23 protein-coding genes and 1 tRNA gene are annotated in these 22,800 nt (G+C 47.0%); 8 read left to right on the top strand and 16 right to left on the bottom strand.

The features are described 5' to 3' along the window. Positions 1–96 precede the first annotated feature (96 nt). Positions 97–303, bottom strand: a complete 207-nt coding sequence (locus ACMXI2_RS07305; protein WP_483781040.1) for a hypothetical protein — start codon at positions 301–303, stop codon at positions 97–99. Between the two features lie 23 nt (positions 304–326). Here ACMXI2_RS07305 and ACMXI2_RS07300 point away from each other — a divergent pair, with 23 nt between their 5' ends. Further along, on the top strand, positions 327–833 hold the full coding sequence (locus tag ACMXI2_RS07300) for a hypothetical protein (protein WP_483781039.1): 507 nt from the start codon (positions 327–329) through the stop codon (positions 831–833). A gap of 67 nt (positions 834–900) precedes the next feature. Here ACMXI2_RS07300 and ACMXI2_RS07295 read toward each other — a convergent pair whose 3' ends face one another. Continuing rightward, positions 901–2,232 (bottom strand): DEAD/DEAH box helicase, encoded by a 1,332-nt coding sequence (locus tag ACMXI2_RS07295; RefSeq protein WP_483781038.1) that lies wholly within the window; start codon positions 2,230–2,232, stop codon positions 901–903. Between the two features lie 29 nt (positions 2,233–2,261). Beyond that, positions 2,262–3,221 carry a DUF6528 family protein gene (locus ACMXI2_RS07290; RefSeq protein WP_483781037.1) on the bottom strand — a complete coding sequence of 320 codons (960 nt, stop codon included), beginning with the start codon at positions 3,219–3,221 and terminating at the stop codon, positions 2,262–2,264. Positions 3,222–3,336: 115 nt separating this feature from the next. Here ACMXI2_RS07290 and ACMXI2_RS07285 point away from each other — a divergent pair, with 115 nt between their 5' ends. After that, complete coding sequence (locus ACMXI2_RS07285; protein ID WP_483781036.1) at positions 3,337–3,807, top strand: hypothetical protein; 471 nt, start codon at positions 3,337–3,339, stop codon at positions 3,805–3,807. Positions 3,808–4,018: 211 nt separating this feature from the next. Here the strand turns inward: ACMXI2_RS07285 and ACMXI2_RS07280 are convergent, their stop codons facing one another. From ACMXI2_RS07280 to ACMXI2_RS07260, 5 genes are all read right to left on the bottom strand, one after another. Continuing rightward, on the bottom strand, positions 4,019–5,062 hold the full coding sequence (locus tag ACMXI2_RS07280) for an SO2930 family diheme c-type cytochrome (RefSeq protein ID WP_483781035.1): 1,044 nt from the start codon (positions 5,060–5,062) through the stop codon (positions 4,019–4,021). A 26-nt stretch (positions 5,063–5,088) separates the two neighbouring features. Continuing rightward, positions 5,089–6,360, bottom strand: a complete 1,272-nt coding sequence (locus ACMXI2_RS07275) for a parallel beta-helix domain-containing protein (protein ID WP_483781034.1) — start codon at positions 6,358–6,360, stop codon at positions 5,089–5,091. Positions 6,361–6,384: 24 nt separating this feature from the next. After that, the gene (locus ACMXI2_RS07270) at positions 6,385–9,135 is read right to left on the bottom strand and encodes a TonB-dependent receptor (protein WP_483781033.1); all 2,751 of its coding nucleotides are present in this window, start codon (positions 9,133–9,135) and stop codon (positions 6,385–6,387) included. A gap of 136 nt (positions 9,136–9,271) precedes the next feature. Then, the gene (locus ACMXI2_RS07265) at positions 9,272–10,150 is read right to left on the bottom strand and encodes a LytTR family DNA-binding domain-containing protein (protein WP_483781032.1); all 879 of its coding nucleotides are present in this window, start codon (positions 10,148–10,150) and stop codon (positions 9,272–9,274) included. A gap of 62 nt (positions 10,151–10,212) precedes the next feature. Then, the gene (locus ACMXI2_RS07260) at positions 10,213–10,728 is read right to left on the bottom strand and encodes a hypothetical protein (protein WP_483781031.1); all 516 of its coding nucleotides are present in this window, start codon (positions 10,726–10,728) and stop codon (positions 10,213–10,215) included. Between the two features lie 174 nt (positions 10,729–10,902). Between ACMXI2_RS07260 and ACMXI2_RS07255 the strand changes: the two genes are divergently transcribed. Beyond that, positions 10,903–11,313 carry an SWIB/MDM2 domain-containing protein gene (locus ACMXI2_RS07255; protein ID WP_483781030.1) on the top strand — a complete coding sequence of 137 codons (411 nt, stop codon included), beginning with the start codon at positions 10,903–10,905 and terminating at the stop codon, positions 11,311–11,313. A 90-nt stretch (positions 11,314–11,403) separates the two neighbouring features. On the opposite strand, the gene ACMXI2_RS07250 is transcribed toward ACMXI2_RS07255, so the two are convergent. Both ACMXI2_RS07250 and ACMXI2_RS07245 read right to left on the bottom strand, forming a co-directional pair. After that, positions 11,404–12,999 (bottom strand): Na+/H+ antiporter, encoded by a 1,596-nt coding sequence (locus ACMXI2_RS07250; RefSeq protein WP_483781029.1) that lies wholly within the window; start codon positions 12,997–12,999, stop codon positions 11,404–11,406. 1 nt (position 13,000) lies between these two features. Continuing rightward, entirely contained in the window at positions 13,001–13,561 is a 561-nt protein-coding gene (locus tag ACMXI2_RS07245) for a flavin reductase family protein (RefSeq protein ID WP_483781028.1), read from the bottom strand. A 177-nt stretch (positions 13,562–13,738) separates the two neighbouring features. On the opposite strand from ACMXI2_RS07245, the gene ACMXI2_RS07240 reads away from it, so the two are divergent. Next, the gene (locus ACMXI2_RS07240) at positions 13,739–15,997 is read left to right on the top strand and encodes a M60 family metallopeptidase (RefSeq protein ID WP_483781027.1); all 2,259 of its coding nucleotides are present in this window, start codon (positions 13,739–13,741) and stop codon (positions 15,995–15,997) included. A gap of 24 nt (positions 15,998–16,021) precedes the next feature. Here the strand turns inward: ACMXI2_RS07240 and ACMXI2_RS07235 are convergent, their stop codons facing one another. The 5 genes from ACMXI2_RS07235 to ACMXI2_RS07215 form a co-directional block, all read right to left on the bottom strand. Further along, positions 16,022–16,891, bottom strand: coding sequence for an AraC family transcriptional regulator (locus tag ACMXI2_RS07235; RefSeq protein WP_483781026.1), 870 nt, complete (start codon positions 16,889–16,891; stop codon positions 16,022–16,024). Positions 16,892–16,927: 36 nt separating this feature from the next. Next, positions 16,928–17,263 (bottom strand): hypothetical protein, encoded by a 336-nt coding sequence (locus ACMXI2_RS07230; protein WP_483781025.1) that lies wholly within the window; start codon positions 17,261–17,263, stop codon positions 16,928–16,930. Positions 17,264–17,295: 32 nt separating this feature from the next. Beyond that, positions 17,296–17,919, bottom strand: a complete 624-nt coding sequence (locus ACMXI2_RS07225) for an SCO family protein (RefSeq protein ID WP_483781024.1) — start codon at positions 17,917–17,919, stop codon at positions 17,296–17,298. Continuing rightward, on the bottom strand, positions 17,919–18,200 hold the full coding sequence (locus ACMXI2_RS07220) for a YHS domain-containing protein (protein WP_483781023.1): 282 nt from the start codon (positions 18,198–18,200) through the stop codon (positions 17,919–17,921). Before ACMXI2_RS07220 ends, ACMXI2_RS07225 begins: the two co-directional genes overlap by 1 nt. An 88-nt stretch (positions 18,201–18,288) precedes the next feature. After that, positions 18,289–18,453, bottom strand: a complete 165-nt coding sequence (locus tag ACMXI2_RS07215) for a hypothetical protein (protein WP_483781022.1) — start codon at positions 18,451–18,453, stop codon at positions 18,289–18,291. Positions 18,454–18,630: 177 nt separating this feature from the next. On the opposite strand from ACMXI2_RS07215, the gene ACMXI2_RS07210 reads away from it, so the two are divergent. Beyond that, positions 18,631–19,167, top strand: coding sequence for a class I SAM-dependent methyltransferase (locus tag ACMXI2_RS07210; RefSeq protein WP_483781021.1), 537 nt, complete (start codon positions 18,631–18,633; stop codon positions 19,165–19,167). A gap of 96 nt (positions 19,168–19,263) precedes the next feature. Here ACMXI2_RS07210 and ACMXI2_RS07205 read toward each other — a convergent pair whose 3' ends face one another. Next, complete coding sequence (locus ACMXI2_RS07205) at positions 19,264–19,581, bottom strand: hypothetical protein (protein WP_483781020.1); 318 nt, start codon at positions 19,579–19,581, stop codon at positions 19,264–19,266. Between the two features lie 413 nt (positions 19,582–19,994). Here ACMXI2_RS07205 and ACMXI2_RS07200 point away from each other — a divergent pair, with 413 nt between their 5' ends. The 3 genes from ACMXI2_RS07200 (at position 19,995) to istA (ending at position 22,783) form a co-directional block, all read left to right on the top strand. Further along, on the top strand, positions 19,995–20,294 hold the full coding sequence (locus ACMXI2_RS07200) for an RNA polymerase sigma factor (RefSeq protein WP_483781019.1): 300 nt from the start codon (positions 19,995–19,997) through the stop codon (positions 20,292–20,294). A gap of 77 nt (positions 20,295–20,371) precedes the next feature. Further along, positions 20,372–20,445, top strand: a tRNA-Pro gene (locus ACMXI2_RS07195). 790 nt (positions 20,446–21,235) lie between these two features. After that, on the top strand, positions 21,236–22,783 hold the full coding sequence (gene istA / locus ACMXI2_RS07190) for an IS21 family transposase (protein ID WP_483777378.1): 1,548 nt from the start codon (positions 21,236–21,238) through the stop codon (positions 22,781–22,783). The last annotated feature ends 17 nt before the right edge of the window (positions 22,784–22,800 follow it).

The following is a 22,800-nucleotide window of genomic DNA, read 5'->3' as shown; positions in this document are numbered from 1 at the left end:
TTAATCATTCAGGGAAACAACAAACAATGCTGGCGGCGGTTTACCTCGCTCCCTTTGTGAAACCGCAGTTACTTTTTGAGAAAGACATCATCTCCCTCAACGCTCCAACTCTTTAATCGTTGCTTTGATAAATCCGGCTTTATCCTTTTTCACTTCTTTCAACAGCGCTCTTCTATCTTCCGGTATAGGAAAATATTTTTCCGCCCATAAATTTATTTCAATCATTACAGGTAGTAAGTCAATCCCTCTCCGGGTAAATTCATCTAGTTTACCCCAACCATTGTTTTTGTATATTTGATCCACTGTTAACCTTTAAATCTTTACTAATGTCCGAAACAACAGCACGCGAATTTCGTATAGGCGATGAAGATGGCTTTATTGGGATTGCCAATGCCGCTGCTTATCATTCCTTCGTTGATAACGACTGGAAGCTGGACCAGTTATTCCGTCATTTTACCCAGGCGATCAACAATGAAACGCTGATCGTTTGGGAAACTTCGCCGGGTGGTGGAGATTGGACGGTTGAATTCCTGGAGTCTGCATCCGGGAAAGATGCATTCCGGCAATTTGAAAGTACCATTGTGGTAACGGATGGCAGATTGTATCTTACGAATTATACAGACCTTACAATGGCGGCGCAATTTGAAGATTGTGTAATTCCTGATAAGCTAAATGCAGATCTGTATATTACGCTGGCGCCAGGAAGGTATCACTGCACCGTGCGGCAGATGTTTGTTCCCGGAGAAAAAGGAGACCGTTTTGAAGTAATACTGCAGCCCACCACGCAGAAAGGGGAAAACGTCAGTGATGTATATTGGAATACCTGCTTCTAACCTCTGTAAAAAACAAAGAGGGCGGCCCCATAAGTTTGAGACGCCCTCTTTGAATTATTTCATATCCCTATCTCGCTATATCAATCTTCACTTTCTTATTCTTGATCTTCTCATTCTTAATCATCTCCAGCGCATTTTGCACTTTCGATTTCACCACTGCTACAAAGGAGAAGAAATCTTTCACTTCAATTAAACCGATATCTTCTTTTTTAAGGTGCGCCTGTTTTGACAGGAAGCCCACGATATCCACTTTATTTACTTTATCTTTTTTACCGGCGGCGATAAAAATAGTCGTCCATTTGGGTTTGTCCGGAATAGTGGAGGTAGCGGGCAGTTCGATATTTTCCACCACTTCATCCGCGAGATAAGGCATCCGTTTTTCATCGGGCGACAGGATAAGGATCGCTGTGCCGCTGGCTTCCATCCTGGCAGTACGGCCGTTACGGTGTGTCCAGCTGTCTTCGGTATGTGGCAGGTGGAAATGCACGATATAACGGATATTCGGGATATCAAGACCACGGGCCGCCAGATCGGTGGTGACCAGTACATTCACAGACCCATTACGGAATTTGCAGAGGGCCGCATCGCGTTCCTGTTGCTCCATAGCGCCATGATAGAAAGTATTGATAATACTTTTTTCAGACAGCATTTTACTGGTGCGTTCCACTGCTTCGCGGTGATTGCAGAACACAATGGTAGAGCGGTTGCCCAGGTAGCAGATGAGGCGGAAAAGGGTTTCTACCTTATCATTTTCCGGCGACAACACTTCCTTGATCGTTAAACGGGCGGCAGGAGTGCCTTCTTCCGGGAGGAAGTCCAGCTTCTCCGGCTTTTCCAGCGACAGGAAATCAGGGATGTCCACTGACTCTGTGGCGGAGGTCAGTATCCGTTTTTTGATATTGGGGAGTGATTCAATAATGAAAGACACTTCCTCCTGGAATCCGAGCTCCAGGGTTTTATCAAATTCGTCGAGTACCAGCGTTTCAATGGCTGCGGTGGTGATATTTTCCCTGCGGATGTGGTCTCCCAGGCGGCCGGGGGTACCTACAATCACTGCTGGTGGCTGTATCAGGTTATTCTCTTCTGTTTCCCTCAGGTGTCCGCCATAACAGGCGGTGATCTTATAGCCGGTGCCCATCAGCTTGAACACTTTCTCTATCTGTAAGGCCAGCTCACGGGAGGGCACCACGATCAGGGCCTGGGTATTTTTATTGGCCGGATCGAGATTCTCCAGGATGGGCAGCAGGAATGCCAGCGTTTTACCGGAACCGGTAGCCGACAACAGGATAACATCATTGTGATGCTTGTTTGCGTCCACTGATGCCTGCTGCATTTCATTGAGTGAATCGATCTTTAGATTGGTAAGAATATTACCTAATGAGTATTTTTCTTTTTGCATTGCCGCAAAAGTACGAAGATTAACGGGTTTTACCTGCACAAATGCATCGGCTCGCCCGCGGGATAACTGAAGGTATTGCGGACTACCCACCTGGCTTTGTAGATCTTCCAGCCCTTTTGGATAAACAGCCGCTTGCCTTTGGCGTCCAGCACCTCATCCGTCCACCAGGATTCTTTTGGCCGGATTACAATGGTGGGAAGGCCGTCCCCGGCGGATGAAACGCACTTAATGTTGTCCTGCAACACATCAGCCTTCGTGAGCTTTTGCGTAATAACATCAAATTTATATACGTTGGTAGTATTGGTCAGCCATAGCTTATTTTCACCATATACCGGAAAGAGATCATGCGCCTCTGTTCCGGGAAGGGAAAAAACGGTATCCTGTACCAGATCCGGCGCATTGCAGTTAAAGTTATACCTGAATGAATGCATATGAGCCCTGGCGGCAGACCATAGTCTTTGCTGACCAGCATCCCATACTACATTATGCCCGAAATCAATAGGTATTTTTTTCGTATATACGTTATCGGGGAAATGAACGGTATCTGTTTTAAACACCATCAGGTAGTTGCCCGTACTGGAAGCGCTCACTATATTACCATCCGGCAATAGCTCAACAGAATGCGTATTACCGCCTGCATAAGCATAAAACACCGTTTTCTTATCTGCTACCCTGATCAGCGCCACACCGCCGCCAGAGGCATTCATTAACACATATTCGTTGTTATATACCATTTTGGCATCACTGGGATTGCTGAACCATTTTACATGCGCCGGCTGCACATTGGAGTTTTCCGGCTTCCATTCCCAGATCACCGTGCCGGAAGGCAATGCTGCGATTACAATCCGGTGCTGCGACTGCTCCGCTATTACCATGCACTGATTACATCCCGCTACTGTTACAGCCGTATCCGGAGCATTGCTTTTGCCGGAAGCGGCAATGGCCAGCAAACAGATCATGGCGGCCAAAAAGGATCTTCTTTTTTTCATTGTTGGTAAGATATATCACCACGTTTGGCTGTGGCGTCACATAATTACAATTTTTTCCGGGGAATAAAAAGGATCAACAGGCATGCAATTGCCCCATTTTTCTTACTTTCAGCATATGAAAACACCTTACATATTACTGGCACTTGGCGCAGGCATCTTTGCATCCTGCCAACAACAGGGCCAGCAGCAGCAAACCAACGTTGTAAAAGATTCATTACCACCGGTGGTGGAAAAAGAAAAATCCAACCATTGCTTCGAAAAAGTACTCGGCAGGGATACCATCCAGCTCCGGATAACAATGCACGACAGCGTAGCTACCGGCACACTGGTATATAATTATTTTGAAAAAGATAAGAATACCGGTGAATTTAATGGCCTTATCAGCAACGGCATCGTCCGCGGAAAATATGTTTTCTTTAGCGAAGGCGTGGAAAGTTCCCGCCAGGTGATCTTCAAAATATCCGACCACGAAGCATACGAGGCGTTACCCGACAGTATCGACCACCAGGGATTACCTGTGTTTAATACACAAAACGAAGCGCTGAAATTCGACAATATCCCACTTGTGGAGGGAGCCTGCAAATAGTGGGGCTTACCGCGGATGTTGTCTTTCTCAGGATTACGCTGATTATACTGATTTGCTTGATTTTACTTTTTTGATTTTTTTTGATTTAAAAGATTTGGGGAGATATGAGCGAAAATATCCGCTTATATCTCCCCAAATCATCTAAAATCCAAAGTGATCAAATCCCTAAATCAGTATAATCAGCGTAATCCTGAGAAAGACAACATCCGCGCTATTTCATCGCCGCAATCCACTGCCGGATCAACTCCACTCCTTCTGTATGCACCACCGTGCGCGCCAGCTCCGGCATAGCAGTACCGGGTTCCACACTGTTCATGCGGTAAGCCAGGATAGAATGCAACGGGTCGCCGGGGATCACGTCATAATCCAGTCCGCCGGCGCCGCCACCCGCAGAAACGGGCGACTTCATTATACCAAGATGATCCGGGGTAGTTTGTTCATATTCCAGGAATAAACCGGTATTAAACGCGTCGCCGCCTTTGGTGTGGCAGTGCGCACAGTTTACATCAAGATAAGCACGGGCGCGTTCATTCACCGTATAATGAATACTATCTTTCCAATCGGGTAGCTGTTGTACCTTTTCCAGGGAGGGCATTCCGGTCAGCAAACCGTTGCCGGCCCATTGCTGCAGCTGGTTCTGCGTTTGCCCGTGGCGCACAAAATTAAGATTACGCGCTTTGGGACCAATAGGCGTAAGCACGCTGTTATTAATATGACAGCGTTTACAGTCGTTGGTGTTAGGCATCTGGTACAGGGTAGATTGCTCATGCCCGTTGTCGTCCAGGAAGGTGATGGGAATCTTTTTTCCCAGGATCCATTTCTCTGCGTCCTGCTGATTGTTGTTCCAGAGGTAGTTCATCACTTTCCACTGGTGATCTGCCGGATCTTTAAACAGCAGCCGTGTTTCTATCATGATCTTTTCATGCGCCGGGTTGGTATAGGCAAAGTTTTTAATGATAAAAGTGGAATCCGGAAAATCGAGAGCCCCATGATCTGTGTAGCCTGCTGTTTTCCCTTCCGGTAATACAATGAAGCGGTCTTTTACCGCATAGTCGGTGAACAGTGGCGTAACCAGTTCATAATTCACTACGCCTTTACGCGGCTGTAAGGCTTTGAGTGCGCCGGAAAAAAATCCATACTCAGATAATTTCTGTTTAAACTGGAACGGGCCCCCAGGCGCTGGTCGTTGCTGACAACTCTGCGTGGCGGCGATCCATAAAATTAAACACATCACAAACAAACAAGACTTCCTCATCTCCCTAAAAAAATTTAATAAAAACACTATTTACATACATAAGGTGTAACATCGGTACTGGGCTTCCAGTTTTTCGATGTCATGTTCATGGCATCCACATTTACAAATAAGTTAGGGCCCTGCTGCTGGATGCAAAGCGAATCAGGATTCACGGCCGTACCTTTTGTAAGGATGTTGGTGGTAATACCATCATAGGTAATGAAAGGCAGGCGGGCATTTTTACGCGCCGGATCATCTGCATTTAATTTCTGTTCTATGCCCACCAGGATCTTCCCGGTATGATGTTCATATACGGCCGGTGGAAAAGCAGCGCCCACTTCCATGACGTTATCATGTATATGCACATTGCGGGAAATCGGGAAATAGTGATCATTGATTTTGGCGCCTGCTTTTTCATCAATAAAAAACCCGGACACCACTGAAATAGCGCTGGAGTTATTATTGATGATACGGTTGTTGTATAGCTCTATATCCGATGCTGCGAGGATCACCACGCCACTGCCGGGGGCAGCGTTGCCCACACCCCAGGTAGAACCGAAGCTACCGGATTTGGCAAAATTCTTTTCGTTGTTGTCGTGCATATAATTGTTATATGCTTTAACAAAACCGCCGCGTTTCGACAGGTCGGGCAAATCAAAAATGAGGAAGCCGGCGGTATTGCCCCAAAACTCATTATCGTATACCTGTGCATGCGAGGTATTTTCTATTTCGCAGCCAGCCACGTTTTTAAATGCCTTGCATTTACGTACGATGGCGCTGTCGGTTTGTCCTACATAAATGCCGGCGTCAGAAGCGCCCTGGGCATAGCAGTTTTCTACCAGCACATCTTTACACATCACCGGGTAAATGGCGTACCCACCGCTGGTGGAGTCGGATACTGACCAGATGGCATGTACATTGGTCACCACTACCCTTTCGCTTTTATTGATTTTGATCAGATCCCCTTTGGAGTCGCGCAGGGTAAGGCCATCGATGGTAAAGCCTTTTACATCCGTTACCCGGATGCCTTCCCCACCCTGGCTTTGAGCCGAAAAGTCGAAGATGGTTTTATCCGGGCCGGCGCCCTGGATCAGGATATGATTTACCTGCGCAATGCTGAGGTTATCAAATTTATACGTCCCTTCTTTTAAGGTGATGCTGCTGCTGTCTTTCAGCGACAGAAAGGCTTCCGCAATTTTTGTTTCCTCGCCGGGACCAAACTGGAGCCGGGTTTTATACCCGCTTTTCTCCTGTACATCCGGACCCTGGCAGGCTGCCAGCAGGGCAATCAATAACAAACAGATAGGATATCGTTTCATATTTAAAATATTTATTTAGACAAATCAGAAAACATTATAAGCGAAGGTGACGTAGTACATACCCCCGATGGCCGGGCTGCCAAAGCCATTTCTGTAGTAAGTATTGGTGAGATTTACCCCACCCAGTTTAATCGTGGAATGCGCCTGCAGAAGCCGGTAACTCACCTGTGCATCAATGACTGCCGAGGCGGGTACCGTACCGCTGCCAAAACCAATCTGGTAGAAATAGGCCGGTCTGTAACGGAAGGTAGTATTAAATGAGAATCTTTCCTTCTTACCAAAGCCGGTATTTCCAAAATCCACGTTGAATTTATAGTTGGGCGTATTGAAATTATTCACCTGGCTGTTATTCCGGTTTTTCAGGAAGTCGGAAGAGAAGTTCACCTTTGCCAGGAAGTGATGCGATAAATCCACGCTCACACTGGCGGCATAGCCATAGGTATTCACTTTTTCCGCGCCGTTATACGCAATATTATACTGTACATAGGTGCCATGATCCAGGAAGGCATTGGGATCTGCGGTTCCCGGCGTGTTGGCCACATTTACATAGCCGATGAAATTTTTCCAGGTAGAATAATAACCCAGCACATCTATCAATACCCGGCCGGCGATGAGGGACGAGTAACCTAACTCGAACGCATCTACGGACTGCGGTTTAATGTCATTCAAAGCAAACTGTTTCAGGTCGGCGGGGTTCTTGGTGCGCTGGAAAGAATCCACACTTTCCAGGGTATAGGCCGGATATTTATTAAACTGGTATACGCCGTTGAGCAACCTGTCGGAGCCGCCGGAAGCGAAGCTGTTGTAATCCACCGGGGTGCTTTGGAGCGACTGGATATTGGACGGGAAGCTATACGCATTCTGGTAGGAGAAGCGGATAAAGCTTTCCTTGTTTACTTCCAGCACGGCAGATACCCGGGTAGTGACACGCGGTTTGGCGAACAACGTATTCTTATCATACCGGAAGGCGGCGGCCAGGCTCAGTTTTTCGCGGATCACTTTTTTGGTGAGATGGGCGTATGCGCTGTATTCCGCTACATCAATGGGACCCTCGTTATCCGGAAACAGGGTGCCTTTGGAATCCAGCCGGTAAAGACGGTAGTTCAGCCCTGCAATCAGCTCCGCAAATTTTACCAGGTGCGTAAAATTATACTGGGTTTCCGCATTAAACAGGCGGCTTTTATCGGTGAACAGGGTACCTCCTTTTGAGGTGGGGATGTTGGAGATACTGTCTTTCAGATGCAGGAACTGCGGGCTGCCGGCGTCGGGCCGTCCCTGGTCGGCGAATGCCCTGGCCAGGTTGCCGGCATCGATATAGCTTTGGCCCTGCGACATGGCTTCCAGCAAAGCGCCGGTATACTGCGGGTACCAGCCATCGCCGGTGTTGCCGTCGTAGCTGGGCTTCCAGGCTTCGTTGATCAGCTGCGCCGTGGGCATGGCGATAATGGTACGACCCGAATTTTCGCGGGAGGTATAGGCCCTTACAAACCAGTGCTCCGCTTTTAGCTCGGCGCGGTATTGTCCCAGGTGGAAGTCTTTGAGTGCGTAACGGGTATCGTTACTGTATACCGCGTTGCCTTGTCCGTAGGTACCGGACAGGATGGCTTCCAGCTTCGGTTTGATCTTATAGCGCAGTTCCACATTGGCTTTGAACATTTTAGCGTCGCTGCTCAGGTAGCCGTATTCGGGGTAGCCGGTTCGGGCTACCATATGCCTGCCTTCCGCGAGTATGGGCGAAATGATAGGTTCCAGTTCCGGCGCCTGTGCCAGGGCCCCTTCCAGGAAAGGGTTGATGTCTACAGATGTTCTGCTGCCGTAAATATTTACGCCGTTATAGTTAGGGTCCTGGCGGGGGCCACCGGGACCGTTCGTGTTGGTGGTATCGTTGGCCATCCAGTCTTTCGCCTGCGTGTATTGCACATTTATTTTAAAGGCGAACTTGTCGTTTACTTTTTTGCCCCAGCGCACGGTCCAGTCGTAGTAAGGCGATGGCCCCAGCGGATCATTGGCCTTTCCTTTTTTAATGTGATTCACCCCCTGCGTGATCTGCGCGCTGAGGCCCTGGTATTTGAAAGGGTCCTTGCCGGTCATGACCATTGTGCCATTGAGCCCGCGGGAGCCGTACAATGCAGAGGAGGCGCCGGACAGCACTTCGAGGTTGTCCACATCCAGTTCCGTGAGACCGATAATAGCGCCGATGGGGAAGTTGAGACCAGGGGCCTGGTTATCCATGCCGTCCACAATCTGGGTGAAGTTGGTGTTACCGCTGGTGTTGAAGCCACGGGTGGTAATGGTGGTGAACAGGAGGCTGGAGGTGGTAACATCCACGCCTTTGAGGCCCTGCAGCATATTATAGTAACTGGGCTGCGGGGAGTTGATGATATCTTTGCCGCTGATCCTTTCAATGGTAACCGGGGATTCTATTTTCTTTTGTACAAACCGGCTGGCAGAAACCACCACTTCTTTTCCCAGTACCGATGCGGGCAACAACTCAATACGCTGGAATCCCGGACCGGAAATGATGATTTCTTTTGTTTCAAAGCCCACCGATGACAGTATAAGGGTAACAGGATAATTTTTCCGGGTGGAGAATTTGAAGTTTCCCTGGTCGTTGGTATAGTCGCCGTTCTGTGCTTCCTTCATGGTTACGGAAACAACGGGCACTACTTCCTGGGTAACGCTGTTACGAACGTTGCCCGAAATCACAATCTGTGCATTAACCGTAAGGCATACCCCGAACAGGCAAACCATACTTATAATTATGGATCTTAACATCGGCAGGTGGGATTTAGATGGCTTGGTTGTTTATCATTTTATCGCCTTGTGGCATAACGATATTACCAAAATACCGGGACGGGAAGTATTGGTACCATTGACTTTGGGGCGAAACCGGGACTATTGGGGGTAAAAATCAGGACGTGGGGGCGAATCTTTCCTGGAAGGCGGTTAAACAGGTGGCCGATACCGGCACGCTGATGTCATTGAGACCTTCCAGTTCCAGGTAATGTCCTTTTGTATTTTTCTTAAAAAGAACCACTTTGGAGATATTCACCAGGTAGGAGCGATGTGCGCGCACAAAATTATCGGGCGCCAGGTACGATTCCAGTTTCTTCAGGGATGTTCTGATGAGTTCTTTGCTGATCATATTTCCGGAGATATAAAATACCTGCACGTAATTATCTTCTGCTTTCATGAGCAGTAACTTCCCCGGGTGCAGGGTGAGTACGGGTTTATCATGTTCGTCACGGATCAGGATACAGGGATCGCCGGTTTTGCTCACCTGTTCCTTTTCCAGGCTTTTGAGCTGGGCCATCTTCTCCCTGGTAAAAAACCACAGGAGGGAAATGCAGTAAGGCAGCGGTAAAATAAGGGCGATGTAACGAAGGGTGGTGATAAACTCAGCCCAGGTGAGGAAAAAAGTATCTGTGAGGGTTACATCCACAATGGTAACCGTAACGGCCACTCCTACAATTTCGCCCAGGAACCAGCAGAGGTAAGTGGCATTAGTTAGTTTGCGGCGCCATTTTAACCGGGCCAGTCCAAACTGTGATATGGTAAGCACTACCACCCCGCACAGGGTAAATAGGAGGAACAATGCCATCAGGGATAACTGTTGTCCTTCATACCACATATTAATATTAAAAGGCAGGAAGATATACATGAACAGGAAGCTGAAAACGCTGCAGAAAGCGATCAGGGAAATCCTGTTGGCTACGGAATCCAGTAACGTAAAGCGGGGTTGCTCTGCAGTATACCGGGAAATAAGTGGCAAAGTAGGCAAGCTTTTCATGTAGTGGATGATTTACTTTAATTAAGTTAAGTAAAAAAGCCGGAATCCGGATGCAGTGAAGGTTAAAACCGGGGCTCCTCTCCCGGCTTCAGTTCTTTTCCCCGCAGCTTTCCGGCTGCTGCAAATGCGTCGTCCGGCAATGCCTTGAAACCCTTCGGCGCTTTGGAGGCGGGTCCTTTGTAAATGCCGATGAAAGGCTTCGGGAAGGTTCTGCGGGTAACGGGGTCGGTCATACGAAAAAACTGCGGATACCAGCCCTGAACAGGGCTATTGTCCGGCAACGGTTTCTCGTCCGCTTTATTCCTGTTGGCGAGTATAGCATCCAGGGAGATGTGACTGACAGCGGCTGCCGAAAAGAAATAAACTTTGCGCCCGATTAACCTGCCATTCCGTGCGCCCTTGAAAACACCGGCGTGGTGCCATTCTGTGGAAAATACGCTCAGTTCCTTTGCCGATATTTTAGTGTTGAATTTCTTCGATAGCAATACTGCTACTTCACCGGCTTTCAATAAACCCTTTTGTTCGGCATCCTGGTAATTCTCAGACTTGCCCTGCCGCAGGTAATCACTCCTTTTCATGCCGGAAAGATACAATTAAGTGATATAAAAGCAGGTCCACCGGTGAATAATGCGGTTTTTTCAATAATCTGGCATATGTGTTGATGTTACGGGGCGTATGTCCCAACGGTTCCGCCTGAAAAACTGATGGAATCATTTAAAGGAACTGCATCATATCATCTTAAAACAAGAAAAATGGCAAACAAAAGTACTACCGGCAAGAAAGCGGCTGCTGCAAAAGCACCGGCAAAGAAAGCAGCAACAAAGGCTACTGCAGCTAAAGCGCCCGCCAAGAAGGCTGCACCAGCCAAAGCAACTGCCACAAAACCAGCTGCCGCTAAAAAAGCAGCAGGCGCCTCTGCCGGTTCCGGTCTTAAAAAACCACTCACACCCTCTGCAGAGCTGGCCGCTGTTATTGGTACCACAGCATTGCCAAGAACCGAGATCGTAAAAAAAGTATGGGATTACATTAAGAAGAATGATCTGCAGGATAAGGCTAACAAACGCATGATCAATGCAGATGATAAGCTGAATAAATTATTTGGCGGAAAGAAGCAGATCTCTATGTTTGACCTGGCCAAAGTGATCAGTGTTCATGTGAAATAAATACCGGGCAAAATAAGGTTAACCGGCAATGAGAGGGCGCCTCCGGCTAAGTACCGGAAGCACCCTGTTGTTATTTTATGCCCACCCCGTTCAGGAAGCAGGTTCATATTTCATTCTCAGGATCTCCTCTTCAATATCCACCAGCTCATGATACTTCCGGATCAGCTCATGCGCAGTAGCAGGGTCCTTGTTTAGTTCGTGCAATACGCTTCGCTGGTGATTCAGCATCTTCAGGTATACTTTCTTGTATAAAAGATGGTCCCCCCCTTCTACTTTGTTGTGCATGGACACGGTTTTACGATGCTCCAGGTCTTCCCGCAGCTGTTTCAGTGCGGGATTTCCTTTTACTTCTTCAGGGAAATGACTATCCAGGAAACGGATGCTTCCTTCCAGCAACCGGTCGCGGATGACCCGCTCCTGTTCTTCCACGGGGAGCTGTTTGTCCGGGTCTTCCATGTTCACCCATTTGATCACCAGCGGCAGCGAGAGCCCCTGTGCCACCAGCGTAAGCAGGATCACCGTAAAGGTGATGAACAGGATCAGGTTGCGTTGCGGAAAAAGTGCGCCATTATCCATGTATACCGGGATGGATAACGCCGCCGCCAGCGACACCACTCCCCTCATACCCGCCCAGCCGATGATAAAAGGACCTTTCCAGCCTGGCCGGCTATCTGCGGTGGTGATATACCTGCTGATAAATACGGTGAATACGGAAGCAAACATAGTACAAAGCAAACGGGTTATAATCAGCACACCCGTAATAATAACGCCATACTTAATGGCTTCCGAAAAACTCACGGTACCCAGTTCTTTGATGATCACAGGCAGTTCCAGCCCGATGAGCATAAACACCAGTCCGTTCAGCATAAACCCCAGCGTAGCCCATACATTGGCGCCCTGCAGCCGGCTCCGGTAACTCAGGATATGCTGGCTCCGGGAAGAAAGGAACAATCCGCCGCTCACTACAGCCAGTACGCCGGAGCCATGAAAATATTCGGCCGTAATATACATCACGTAAGGCGCAGTAAGGGTCAGGATCACATCCATCTCCGTACCAGTAGGCAACCAGCGGTGAACGGCGTAATACAATAACGCCACCAGCAACCCAATGGCAATACCCATCACAATGGCCACTACAAAGCTCACGGCCGCTTCATGCAACACAAACACGCCGGAGATCACGGCCGTTTTGGCGAAGGTGAACACAATCAAACTGGAGGCATCATTCATCAGGCTTTCTCCTTCAAGGATGGCAGAAATCCTTTTCGGCACTTTCACGTATTTCAGGATGGTAGTGGCAGATACCGCATCCGGCGGAGATACAATACCACCCAGCACAAACCCCAACGCCAGCGAAAATCCCGGGATCAGCGCATGCGATACCACCGCTACTACCCCGGAGGTAACAATCACGATTAAAAAAGCAAAAATGGAGATCACCCGCCGCCATCGCCAAAGCTCTTTCCACGACGTATACCACGCCGCCTCATATAATAATGGCGGCAGGAAGATCAGCAGGATCAGTTCGGGGTTGATTTCAATGGATGGAAAAAGCCTCAGCATACTGAGGCCCAGTCCGCCAAGCACGAGAATGATCGGGTAAGCAATTTTCAGCTTCTGCGCAATCATCACCAGGACCAAAATAAAAAAGATCAGTAAAATGTGTTGGATAACGGTAGTGAGCATACTAAAGATTCTGGTTCTTAAATTTCTTTCTCAAGTTAATATGTTTCCCCGATACCATAAAGATGCCTTCTCCCCTGTAATGCACCGTTTTCGGGTACTTCGGATAAACAGCCGCACGGGCGCTCACCACTTCCAGGATAAAGAAATTATATCCTTTGAGCAGTTGCGTATCGGCCACCCTGCATTCATAATTGGCATAACACTCCTTTATCAGCGGCGCTTTTACCAAATTTCCTGCTTCTTCTGTAAGACCGAATTTCCGGAACTTGTCTAAATGAACGCCGGTGGTGTTGCCAATACCGACAATCTCTTCTACCAGGTGAACAGTAGGGATATTGATCACACACTCGCCGCTTTTCCGGATCATCTCATAACTGTGATTGGCAGCAGTGATCATGCATCCCACCAGCGAAGGGGAAAACTCCATCACAGTATGCCACCCCATCGTCATGATGTTGGTGTGGTTTTTCCAGCGGGAACTGACCAGTACAATGGGACCAGGTTCCAGGAATCTGCGGATCTCCGCTACAGGAAGATCCGCCTTTTTGTAAGCTCTTCTCATAATATGATATGCTGTTTGGATGCAGGGCTGCAATAATCATACACAACAAAGGCCGCCGCACATTGTTGACTATATAGTTAATCCTATCAAGCAAAGGAAGATCCTCGCCGCTGTGTTTATTCTTATTAAATTGGCAGGCAAGCGCATCCGCCTATTATTAAACAGCCCAGGTAATCCATGACATCAAAGACACTTATATCCTTCATTTTCACCAGCTATCTGCTTTTCATCCATCATTCATTATCGGCACAGCAAACCGACCCAAAGCACCTGCTGAATAATATTTCCCTGGTAAGGATGCCGGTGGCCCCGGCTCATGTGAGTTTCACCATCCCTTTAAACGAACAGCCCGCCGTTATTGCCACGACAACCGAAAAAGAAACAAAGCAGCACCTGCCTGTTATCATCACCTCCCGGCTGGATAGTGGCCGGATACTGATTATAGGGTCTGATCAATATTTTAAAAAGCCCCTGTTAAACGATAAAAACACACAGCAGTTGCTGCGGAATGCAATTGTATGGGCTGCAAATACCAACCGCAAAACCATACAGGTATGGGGCAGCAACAGCGATCTTCCATCCTTTTTACATCTCCTGGAAGGATATAAAAATATAGCCGATACCGTTAACATCAATCCTGCAACCGGCATTATTATCCTGACGCAGGATGTTAGCGATACCGTTAAAAGAAATAACCTGGAAACATTTGTAAGAAAAGGAGGCGCCTTAATATTTGGTTCTCCCGCTACCAGCATCTTAACCCAGGAGAAAATCAACTATTTTGACATGGGTTTAAACCAGCTTTTTATTAAAGCAGGCATGTTTCATGTTACCTCTGCGCTGAAACCGGAAGATAAAAAAGAAACGCTGACTACCAATCCCCTTCCTCCGTACGTACATATTTCTTCCTTACTGGCCGCATTTAAAACACCCGGGTTTATACCCGCAGCTGCGGAAGCAGACAGCTATGCCAGTACCATAGCCAACTATTTGTTTAATAATCCCGATACGGCTGCTATCTCAAATGAAATCAGGGCAATGTTTGAAAACCGGCAGGCGCCAGTCATTCCATCTCCCGCACATCCTCTCTGGAAAAAAGATATAAAAAACCGGCTCGCCTACAATGTGCAAAACTACCTGGAAATGCAACGCCAGCATGGACATACCGACACCGGCTACATCCATCCAGCCGGCAAAATATTTCCGGGTGAAGTAAGTAAAACGGCCCAAAGAGTGAATGAGCTGGTAGTTATCCCCATAAAAAAAGGCACACAGGGTTTACTGGAACCGGACGGCGTTTTTTACCGGTGGCACAGCACCGGCTTATACGTGGCTGCCGGCGACACCGTGACTATTACCATTTCCCCCGGCTGTATTCCGCAACAGCTGAAAGCGCAGATAGGCGTACATGAAGACAATCTGAATCATATGGATTATTACGTGCGCCATTACGATAACCTGACGAAAACGTTTGAACTGAACAAATCCACTACTACTATTTTTTCCCCGTTTGGAGGACTGCTGATGATAAAGGCGCCCGACACCACTTCGCTGACAACAATTAGCGTACAGGTAAACGGAGCGGTTAGAAGTCCTTACTTCAAATCAGGCGTTACCAGTATGGCCGATTGGAAAAATACCATCCGCAACTACCCGGGGCCGTGGGCAGAACTGGCCACTGATAAAATTATTCTCACCGTGCCTTCCCATCGTATCCGCCAACTGGACGACCCTGAAAAGCTCATGCAATTCTGGGATGAAGTTATGGATGCCGATGCCAGGCTGGCGGATATAGCTCCCGACAGGCTTCATCCGGAAAGGATTATTATTGATCAACAGGTGGCCTTCGGCTATATGTATACGGCGCCGCATAAAATTGTGGCGCCCGACGATGAAAGCTGCACCCTGATGCTGGATGAAGCGCAGCTCCGCAGCAAGGGCTCCTGGGGGCATTTTCATGAACTGGGCCACCGCCACCAGTTCTGGGGCATTGATTTCAGCGGCCTCGGTGAGGTAACGGTAAACCTCTACACCATGTACGTATACGACCAGGTACTGCATAAAGGACTTTATAATCATGAAAACATCAGCAGCAGGCAGGCGGTTATTGATGAAGTGAAGAACTACATGAAAGGCCGGCCCGGTTTCGACAAATTTTGCGAAGACCCGTTCCTCGCCTTAAAAATGTACATCGAAATAATTGAACATTTCGGGTGGCAGCCGATTGCCGAAGTCTTCAAAAAATACAGGTCCTTACCCGCCTCGCAATACCCTGTATCAGAGGCGGACAAAAGGGATTATTGGTTTACATGCATCAGCACCGCCACGCAAAAAGATCTTTCCCTCTTCTTTGAAAAGTGGCAGGTACCTGTTACTGAAAATGCGAAGAAGGCGGTAAGTAATTATCCCTCCTGGTTGCCGGAAGAACTCAGGTAATATCCACCGGGGCCTCCAATATTTTTACTGTTGATTTCTCCGGAAACTTTCGGGTGTCATGCCGGCATTTTTACCAAAGAAGGTAACGAAATATGAAGCGCTTTCAAACGCCAGTTCTTTGGCTACTTCCGCCACCGACAACCCGGTGTAATGCAGCAGGCGCTGTGCTTCCAGGGTGATTCTTTTGCGGATCAGCTCTCCGCTGGACAGCCCGTTATATTCCCGGCACAGTTTATTCAGGTAGTTGGTGGTGATATTTAATTGCCCCGCGTAAAAAGAAGGGGTTTTATGTTGTATGAAATGCTCCTCCAGCAACCCTTTGAACTGCCGCAGTTTTTCTTCTTTATTACTCTTCCGTTCTATTTCGGTGGAAGGGTTGAAATGCCGGTCGAGGTTACAAAGCAGGATATTCAGGTACGACCGCAGCACGTTACCGGCGCCTTTATCCCCGCCATAAAACTCCTGGTGCATAAACCGGGTGATCTGGTTCCATTCTGCTGCCTTGTTTTCTTCCAGGCATACTTCGTGTATGTTTTCTTTGTTCAGGAAAGAAAAGTTGAGCAGTACATTATTGTTATATCTCAGGGAGAAAAAACTTTCTGTAAAGCAGATAACGTTACCGCAGGCGGTGTTGTTAATATGTATGCTGCATATGCTGCCGGGTTTCACACAAATGATTTTCGGATGATCCAGCCGGATAACAGCGCCGTCAATTACCGCGGTGCCGTGTGCACTTTCGATGCACAGCAGCATGTAGAACATTTGCCTGTGGGGCTGTTCCAGCAAAGGATACTTATCAGGTATACATCCGAGGCTGCCTATCCAGAAAAAATCATTACCGGTGTCAAACATGTCAGCAGATAATACAGCTATTTCGCTGGATTTCATACTCATGTAGTAGCTTAATGATGTTGAACGTAACGGGAGGAATTACGCCATAGTGGCCGGGGGCCGGAATACCTGCCTGATGAGGAGCTGGGGGAAGCAGGGCGACTGGTAGTTGCAGAAGGTGACGAAGCTTTCCCGTGATATGGGTTTTGGCGGGGCAAGATCATATTGCTGGCAAAAGAGAGTGATTTCTTTGAGCCGGACGCTTGTGGTGTTTTCGGGTTTATCGTTTTCTTTTATTTTCTTTTCCAGGAAGCAGGAGCCTTTACAAACCGGGACAAGGTCGAACCGGTTGATACAAAGTTCTGAGGCGATATAGTTCCTGTTAAGATAAAATGCAGCTACTATCCAGCAGTTGCCCGTGCCTTGTAAAAGCATGATACACAAAAGCCATATGGATAGTATTCTTTTCAATTTTCTTTTAGTAAGATGTTAATATCGTTTATCAGCCGGGTTGTTTCCTGCGGGTCTGTGCCGTTATATACCCCGCGTATATGCCTGGCTTTATCCACCAGCAGCAGTCCGCCGCTGTGTACATAGCCCCCGGGAGCGGTGCTGTCTTTATAAGCCGTGGAAAAGTATCCCTTTTCTGCCAGGCGGTAAATGGTATCCTGGTTACCGGCAACAAACCGCCATTTGGGGCCTGTCACTTCCAGGCTGGCTGCATATGCCTTCAGCCGCGGAATGGAGTCGTCTTCCGGGTCAATGGTGTGCGACAGGAAGTAAATGCCATCGTTTGCTTTAAAGGTGTTGTACACCTTCTTCATCTCCACGGTCATCTTCGGGCATATATTCGGGCACGACAAAAAGATGAAATCCGCCACGTAAATCTTACCGGCAAAGGACTGTTCGCTTACTGCGAGACTATCCTGGTCTGTAAACGAAAACGGCGGGATGACCGGGTAAATGGTGTCATACACCGTTTTCCCGTTATCCTGACGCGCTGTTACTCCTGGCTCACCCAGTATAGGCAGCTTTTTCGCCGGCGATGTACATCCGGATACCAGTAAAGCAAGCAGGAGTATCTTCTTCATTATTTCATGACAAGTGTGTAAGCCGCAGGCTTTAATAAAAAGCTATCCTTGCAGGCGGAGGAGCAGAACCCGAGAACAGCGCCCTGGTAATGCGCAGTATCATAAATCCCCGCCTTGACAGGCATCCTGCATACGGGATCTCTCCGGTTGGCCACCAGCGCAGTGTCGTACTGAATTTCCTCCGGGGCTACCGCCATAGAAGCATCGCCCTTTTCGTGGCTGGTGCTACCTCCGCAGGCTGCCAGTGCGGTTATTAAAAATAATCCTATATAAGCCTTCATGCCTGTTTATTTTTCATTACCAGCCGCAAAAATAGGAATTAAAATGAAGAGAGGGGTAAAATGAACGGGACAATAGTTTAGAAAAAGGTTACTGGGAGAGGGAGAATTCGGCACTAGAGTTGGTTTCAAAAGCAAAATTTCCGCGGGTGGCAATAGCCTTCTGCTTTGCCGCTTTAAAGATCTCTTCATTGACAAAGTTTTCCAGCGCATCGCTGCCTGTTTCAGGATATCTCGCTATACCAGACCCAGGCATACTCCATTATAGGATAAGCCATAGATAACCCGTATATAACCCGTATATAAGCCATATATAAGCCGTACCTATAGAGATATGGCTTATCTATAACTTATCAGTGTTTTATCTAATGCTTTAATACGGGATTTACCAACCTGGCATCAGGGTGCCCCCTTATTTGTACCTTTATATGCTATGGATATAAGAGATGCCATTGCGCTGATAAACCATACTCCGGTTACTAACGGAGCCCCAACCATTTGGGCGGATCTTGGATGCGGGTCAGGTTTATTTACCCATGCCTTAGCCAACCTGCTGGCAACAGGCAGTACTATTTACGCCTGGGACAAAACACGCCCTGCGCTGTCCAGCCTGCCCAACCCGCATCATATTACTATCCAGCCGGGGCAACTGGATTTTCTGAAAGATGATTTACCCGTATCAGGGCTGGACGGTATCCTGATGGCCAACTCCCTGCACTACGTGCCAGGGAAAACGGCCTTTATTGATAAAATAAGTGCGCACCTGCAGGAAAACGGTGCTTTTCTGATAGTAGAGTACGAAACTACAAAAGCCAATCCCTGGGTACCCTACCCCGTGCCATTCCATGCTTTAAAAGGGTTGTTTTATCAGGCAGGATTTACATCTGCTGTGAAGCTGAACGAAAGACCTTCCCTATATGGATCCGGGCATATGTATGCAGCGATGTTCAGCCGCAGGATGCCTAAATAAAAAAACAACAAGGCATAACAATACACCTTGTTGCTTTTTACCCAATCCGAAACTGTTCAGATCTTTAATTACTTTCTTATTGCGCACATCAATGATCTAAGAACCCATAAAGGCCATACCGTTTTTAATATACACATGGTGATCTGAACCGGCGTAGTCGCCCCAGCTGACGGTACCGCTTATATTGCCCACTTCTTTCAGATCATATGCGTAATCAGGATCTATTACTGTAGTGCCGCTTTTTATGCGCAACAGGCCATATGTTTTACTTTTGCTGATGGTGGAAAAATAATAATCGCCGTTTTCATCTGTGAAGCTGGAGGAGCTGTCATACCAGACACCTGATACATGCCTAAGCCTGTTGTCCTTTAACAGTTTCACATTGGTTAAGGCCGGATAATCACAAACCAGCATATATGCGGTATCCAGTTTTTGTAATCCAGTCGTAGTAAAAACCAATGAATGCCTTATTATCTCTGATAGAAAAACTGGATGGCGTCAGCGGAATATCTTTTTTTGCCTTGGGTTTCCGTTATTATCATAAATGGTAAAGGCAGGTGCCGGGAACACTGCCAGGATCCGGCACTGGCCACTATACTACCCAGTTCTTTGTACTTACCGTTAATGATCCGTTGTTTACTGATGATATTTCCATCTTGTGTATAGTAAAAGCTACCCTGGTAAAAAGCGCTGTAAATATCCGCCCAGAAATTTGATCATACCACTTCCTTTCTCACTACTGGTTTTTAAAACTGATACAAGATGATTTTGTTGCAGAAGATATTGTACAAAACACTTTCATTTCACTATGGAAAAGAAAAGATGCAGTGGCTGCCTATATCCAGGACAGATCGAAGAAAGAAACCATTCTCCTGGCATCACTGCCGGATGTTGTTCACATTACCACCGATGCTCCGCTACTCCACAGGGAACTGCTCAGCAAACTGACGGGCTTTATTGAACAGCTACCCGACCAAAACCAGAGAGTATACCATATGCGTTTCAGTCATGCATTGAACAATCCCCAGATAGGCAGTTTACCGGGCATATCAGAAAAAACGGTCCGTAACCAGCTTTCGCTTGCACTCAGACGTATACGGGCCTATCTTATAAAAGAAGGGTATTAACGTTGTTTGTGGGGCTATGGAAATTTGTGCGTGAAAATTTGCCGGATAAAGAAATATTTTTAATTTAGGGCCTCCTTCGGGATGTAGCGCAGCCCGGTAGCGCGCTTCGTTCGGGACGAAGAGGCCGCTGGTTCGAATCCAGTCATCCCGACGAAGGTTGTAAGTCGTTGATTTACAACCTTTTTTGTATAATACAATTCACTTATTTGGGTCAAATTTTGCCTGTTTTCTGAGTAATTGACTGAGTGCAAAACTGAGTAATTTTACTAGCTAATCTCTTATAAATCAACTGTTCCTATTTGTTGTTTAGCATATATATCGCGTTGAACTTTCCTATTCTTATATTGTTATTATTCTACCAGCTTTGTTTTGATATGATATGTAGCTATTTAATCCTCACGGATTATTTATGATCGATCATTATTGCAAGACTTTATAGCGAAGAAGTATTTCTTAGAAATTTGTTTTAAAAGTAAGGATGTCCCAAAAGCCAATTGAGTTATTGTAAGATTGTTTCTTATACTTTAGTAACGTCCCCTGTAGAGCTACCAATAACCTCTTTTATTACTTGATCCCTTAATCTAAAATATTTTTTATGTCTTCGAATTTTATGCGTGTACATTTTTAGATACGCCTCAACAAGAACCAGCGTAATGACTATGCTGTTTATTGCTGTATTAAAACACCAAGACATTTGCCTAGAGTGGATATTACGGCCTATAGTGTACCACTCGTTTCAGTCCAAAGTTTACCAGCGATTTCAGTGCAAAGTGTACCAGTTTTAACTGTTCTAATTATGGTATTTCAGTGCAAAGTGTACCACTCGACTAGGGAATAAACTGACATTACGGCGCAAAGTGTACCACTTCTCAAAGACTTGTTGATAGCATTTTTTCACGGCCTTTCTTTGTAATAAAAGCATGGCCAATAAAGTGATTCAAATGCAACATATTCGTGCGCTCATGCAGTTGATTGAGAAGGGATACTCTTTAAGGTCTATCACTGCTCAATTAAAATTATCCCGACAGGCTGTAACCCTATATAGTATCAGGCTTAAGAATGCCACCACTGCCTTTGAATCTCTTCGACAGTTGCCGGATGCGGAGTTGGCCAAAATTGTTTACCCGGTAGAGGGACCAGCTGACTTTGACGATAATGTTCGAAGGCTGGAGTTCAATAAACAGATACCTTATTTTCAAGCGGAACTTAAGCGCACGGGAGTTACCCGCTTATTGCTGTGGGAAGAATACAGTAAGGAATTTGCATCCCATTATCGGTATACCCAATTTTGTATTCTGCTGAAAGAATCCAGTAAGATCTCGCAGGCTACTATGCACCTGGTGCATAAACCCGGAGAGATGGTGATGGTTGATTTTGCCGGAGACAAAATGAGCTATATTGATAAATCTACCGGTGAGATTGTTGATTGCCCAGTCCTGGTAGCTGTGCTACCGTTTAGTAATTATTCATTTGCTATGGCATTGCCTAATGCAACCATTCCCCAGGTAATCAAAGCTTTGAATGCCTGTCTTCAATATTATGATGGGGTTCCGTTAAGCCTGAAAACAGATAACATGAAACAGGTGGTCACCAAGCCATCCCGATATGAACCCCTTTTTAGTGAGGCCTTGCAACAATGGGCACTTCATTACAACATCACGTTGTTGGCAACCAGGCCCGTGAAGCCCAAAGACAAAGCGGCGGTAGAGAACCTTGTAAAGATTGCCTACCAGCGCATCTATGCACCCCTAAGAGATCAAACATTCTTCCATATCAATGAGATGAATACCGCCATTGCAGTGCAGTTGGAGATCCATAACCAGAAGCTATTCCAGTTAAAAGATCACAGCCGGGTTCAATTATACGCCAGCCAGGAAAAAGATTTGCTGCAGCAGCTACCAACAGATGTCTTTGTAATAAAGCACCGGGTGCTGGCTAAGGTCCAGAAGAACTATCATATTACCCTGGGGGAGAACTATCATCATTACAGCGTTCCATATCAGTTCATTGGAAAGAAAGTGAGTGCCGTTTACGACACTGATGTGGTAGAGATCTATTATCAGCATCAGCGCATTGCCATGCACATCCGGAGTTATAAGAAACATGGGTTCACGACAACAGGAATACATATGCCAGCTGGCCATCAGAACTATGCACAGCAACAAGGATGGACGCCCTCGTACTTTTTAAAACAGGCAATAGCCATCGGCCCCTCAGTCCAGTCTTACGTGGATGAGGTATTAAAAAGCAAGGCCTATACAGAACAAACCTATAACGCCTGTCGGGGCATCCTGCGGTTAAACCATGAATATGGACCGATAAGGTTACAAGCAGCTTGCAGCCGTGCTTTGAACGGCATCACTTTTAATTACAGAACCTTGCAAAATATCCTGATCAACAACCTGGATCAGTTAGATATCACAGAACCTCCGGATCTGTTCAAGCTTCCGGACCATGAAAACCTCCGTGGGGCAGGAACCTATCAATAAATATCTTCAATAATTAA

It is taken from the genome of Chitinophaga sp. G7 BAM 1005 (assembly GCF_057126945.1).
This window is presented reverse-complemented; position numbering and strand designations above follow the sequence as displayed.

Bases quoted from the DNA above. Each gene is read 5' to 3' on its own strand.
- ACMXI2_RS07300 (WP_483781039.1), top strand. From the start codon at position 327: ATGTCCGAAACAACAGCACGCGAATTTCGTATAGGCGATGAAGATGGC.
- ACMXI2_RS07295 (WP_483781038.1), bottom strand. From the start codon at position 2,232: ATGCAAAAAGAAAAATACTCATTAGGTAATATTCTTACCAATCTAAAG.
- ACMXI2_RS07290 (WP_483781037.1), bottom strand. From the start codon at position 3,221: ATGAAAAAAAGAAGATCCTTTTTGGCCGCCATGATCTGTTTGCTGGCC.
- ACMXI2_RS07285 (WP_483781036.1), top strand. From the start codon at position 3,337: ATGAAAACACCTTACATATTACTGGCACTTGGCGCAGGCATCTTTGCA.
- ACMXI2_RS07280 (WP_483781035.1), bottom strand. From the start codon at position 5,062: ATGAGGAAGTCTTGTTTGTTTGTGATGTGTTTAATTTTATGGATCGCC.
- ACMXI2_RS07275 (WP_483781034.1), bottom strand. From the start codon at position 6,360: ATGAAACGATATCCTATCTGTTTGTTATTGATTGCCCTGCTGGCAGCC.
- ACMXI2_RS07270 (WP_483781033.1), bottom strand. From the start codon at position 9,135: ATGTTAAGATCCATAATTATAAGTATGGTTTGCCTGTTCGGGGTATGC.
- ACMXI2_RS07265 (WP_483781032.1), bottom strand. From the start codon at position 10,150: ATGAAAAGCTTGCCTACTTTGCCACTTATTTCCCGGTATACTGCAGAG.
- ACMXI2_RS07260 (WP_483781031.1), bottom strand. From the start codon at position 10,728: ATGAAAAGGAGTGATTACCTGCGGCAGGGCAAGTCTGAGAATTACCAG.
- ACMXI2_RS07255 (WP_483781030.1), top strand. From the start codon at position 10,903: ATGGCAAACAAAAGTACTACCGGCAAGAAAGCGGCTGCTGCAAAAGCA.
- ACMXI2_RS07250 (WP_483781029.1), bottom strand. From the start codon at position 12,999: ATGCTCACTACCGTTATCCAACACATTTTACTGATCTTTTTTATTTTG.
- ACMXI2_RS07245 (WP_483781028.1), bottom strand. From the start codon at position 13,561: ATGAGAAGAGCTTACAAAAAGGCGGATCTTCCTGTAGCGGAGATCCGC.
- ACMXI2_RS07240 (WP_483781027.1), top strand. From the start codon at position 13,739: ATGACATCAAAGACACTTATATCCTTCATTTTCACCAGCTATCTGCTT.
- ACMXI2_RS07235 (WP_483781026.1), bottom strand. From the start codon at position 16,891: ATGAGTATGAAATCCAGCGAAATAGCTGTATTATCTGCTGACATGTTT.
- ACMXI2_RS07230 (WP_483781025.1), bottom strand. From the start codon at position 17,263: ATGCTTTTACAAGGCACGGGCAACTGCTGGATAGTAGCTGCATTTTAT.
- ACMXI2_RS07225 (WP_483781024.1), bottom strand. From the start codon at position 17,919: ATGAAGAAGATACTCCTGCTTGCTTTACTGGTATCCGGATGTACATCG.
- ACMXI2_RS07220 (WP_483781023.1), bottom strand. From the start codon at position 18,200: ATGAAGGCTTATATAGGATTATTTTTAATAACCGCACTGGCAGCCTGC.
- ACMXI2_RS07215 (WP_483781022.1), bottom strand. From the start codon at position 18,453: ATGCCTGGGTCTGGTATAGCGAGATATCCTGAAACAGGCAGCGATGCG.
- ACMXI2_RS07210 (WP_483781021.1), top strand. From the start codon at position 18,631: ATGGATATAAGAGATGCCATTGCGCTGATAAACCATACTCCGGTTACT.
- ACMXI2_RS07205 (WP_483781020.1), bottom strand. From the start codon at position 19,581: ATGCTGGTTTGTGATTATCCGGCCTTAACCAATGTGAAACTGTTAAAG.
- istA (WP_483777378.1), top strand. From the start codon at position 21,236: ATGCAACATATTCGTGCGCTCATGCAGTTGATTGAGAAGGGATACTCT.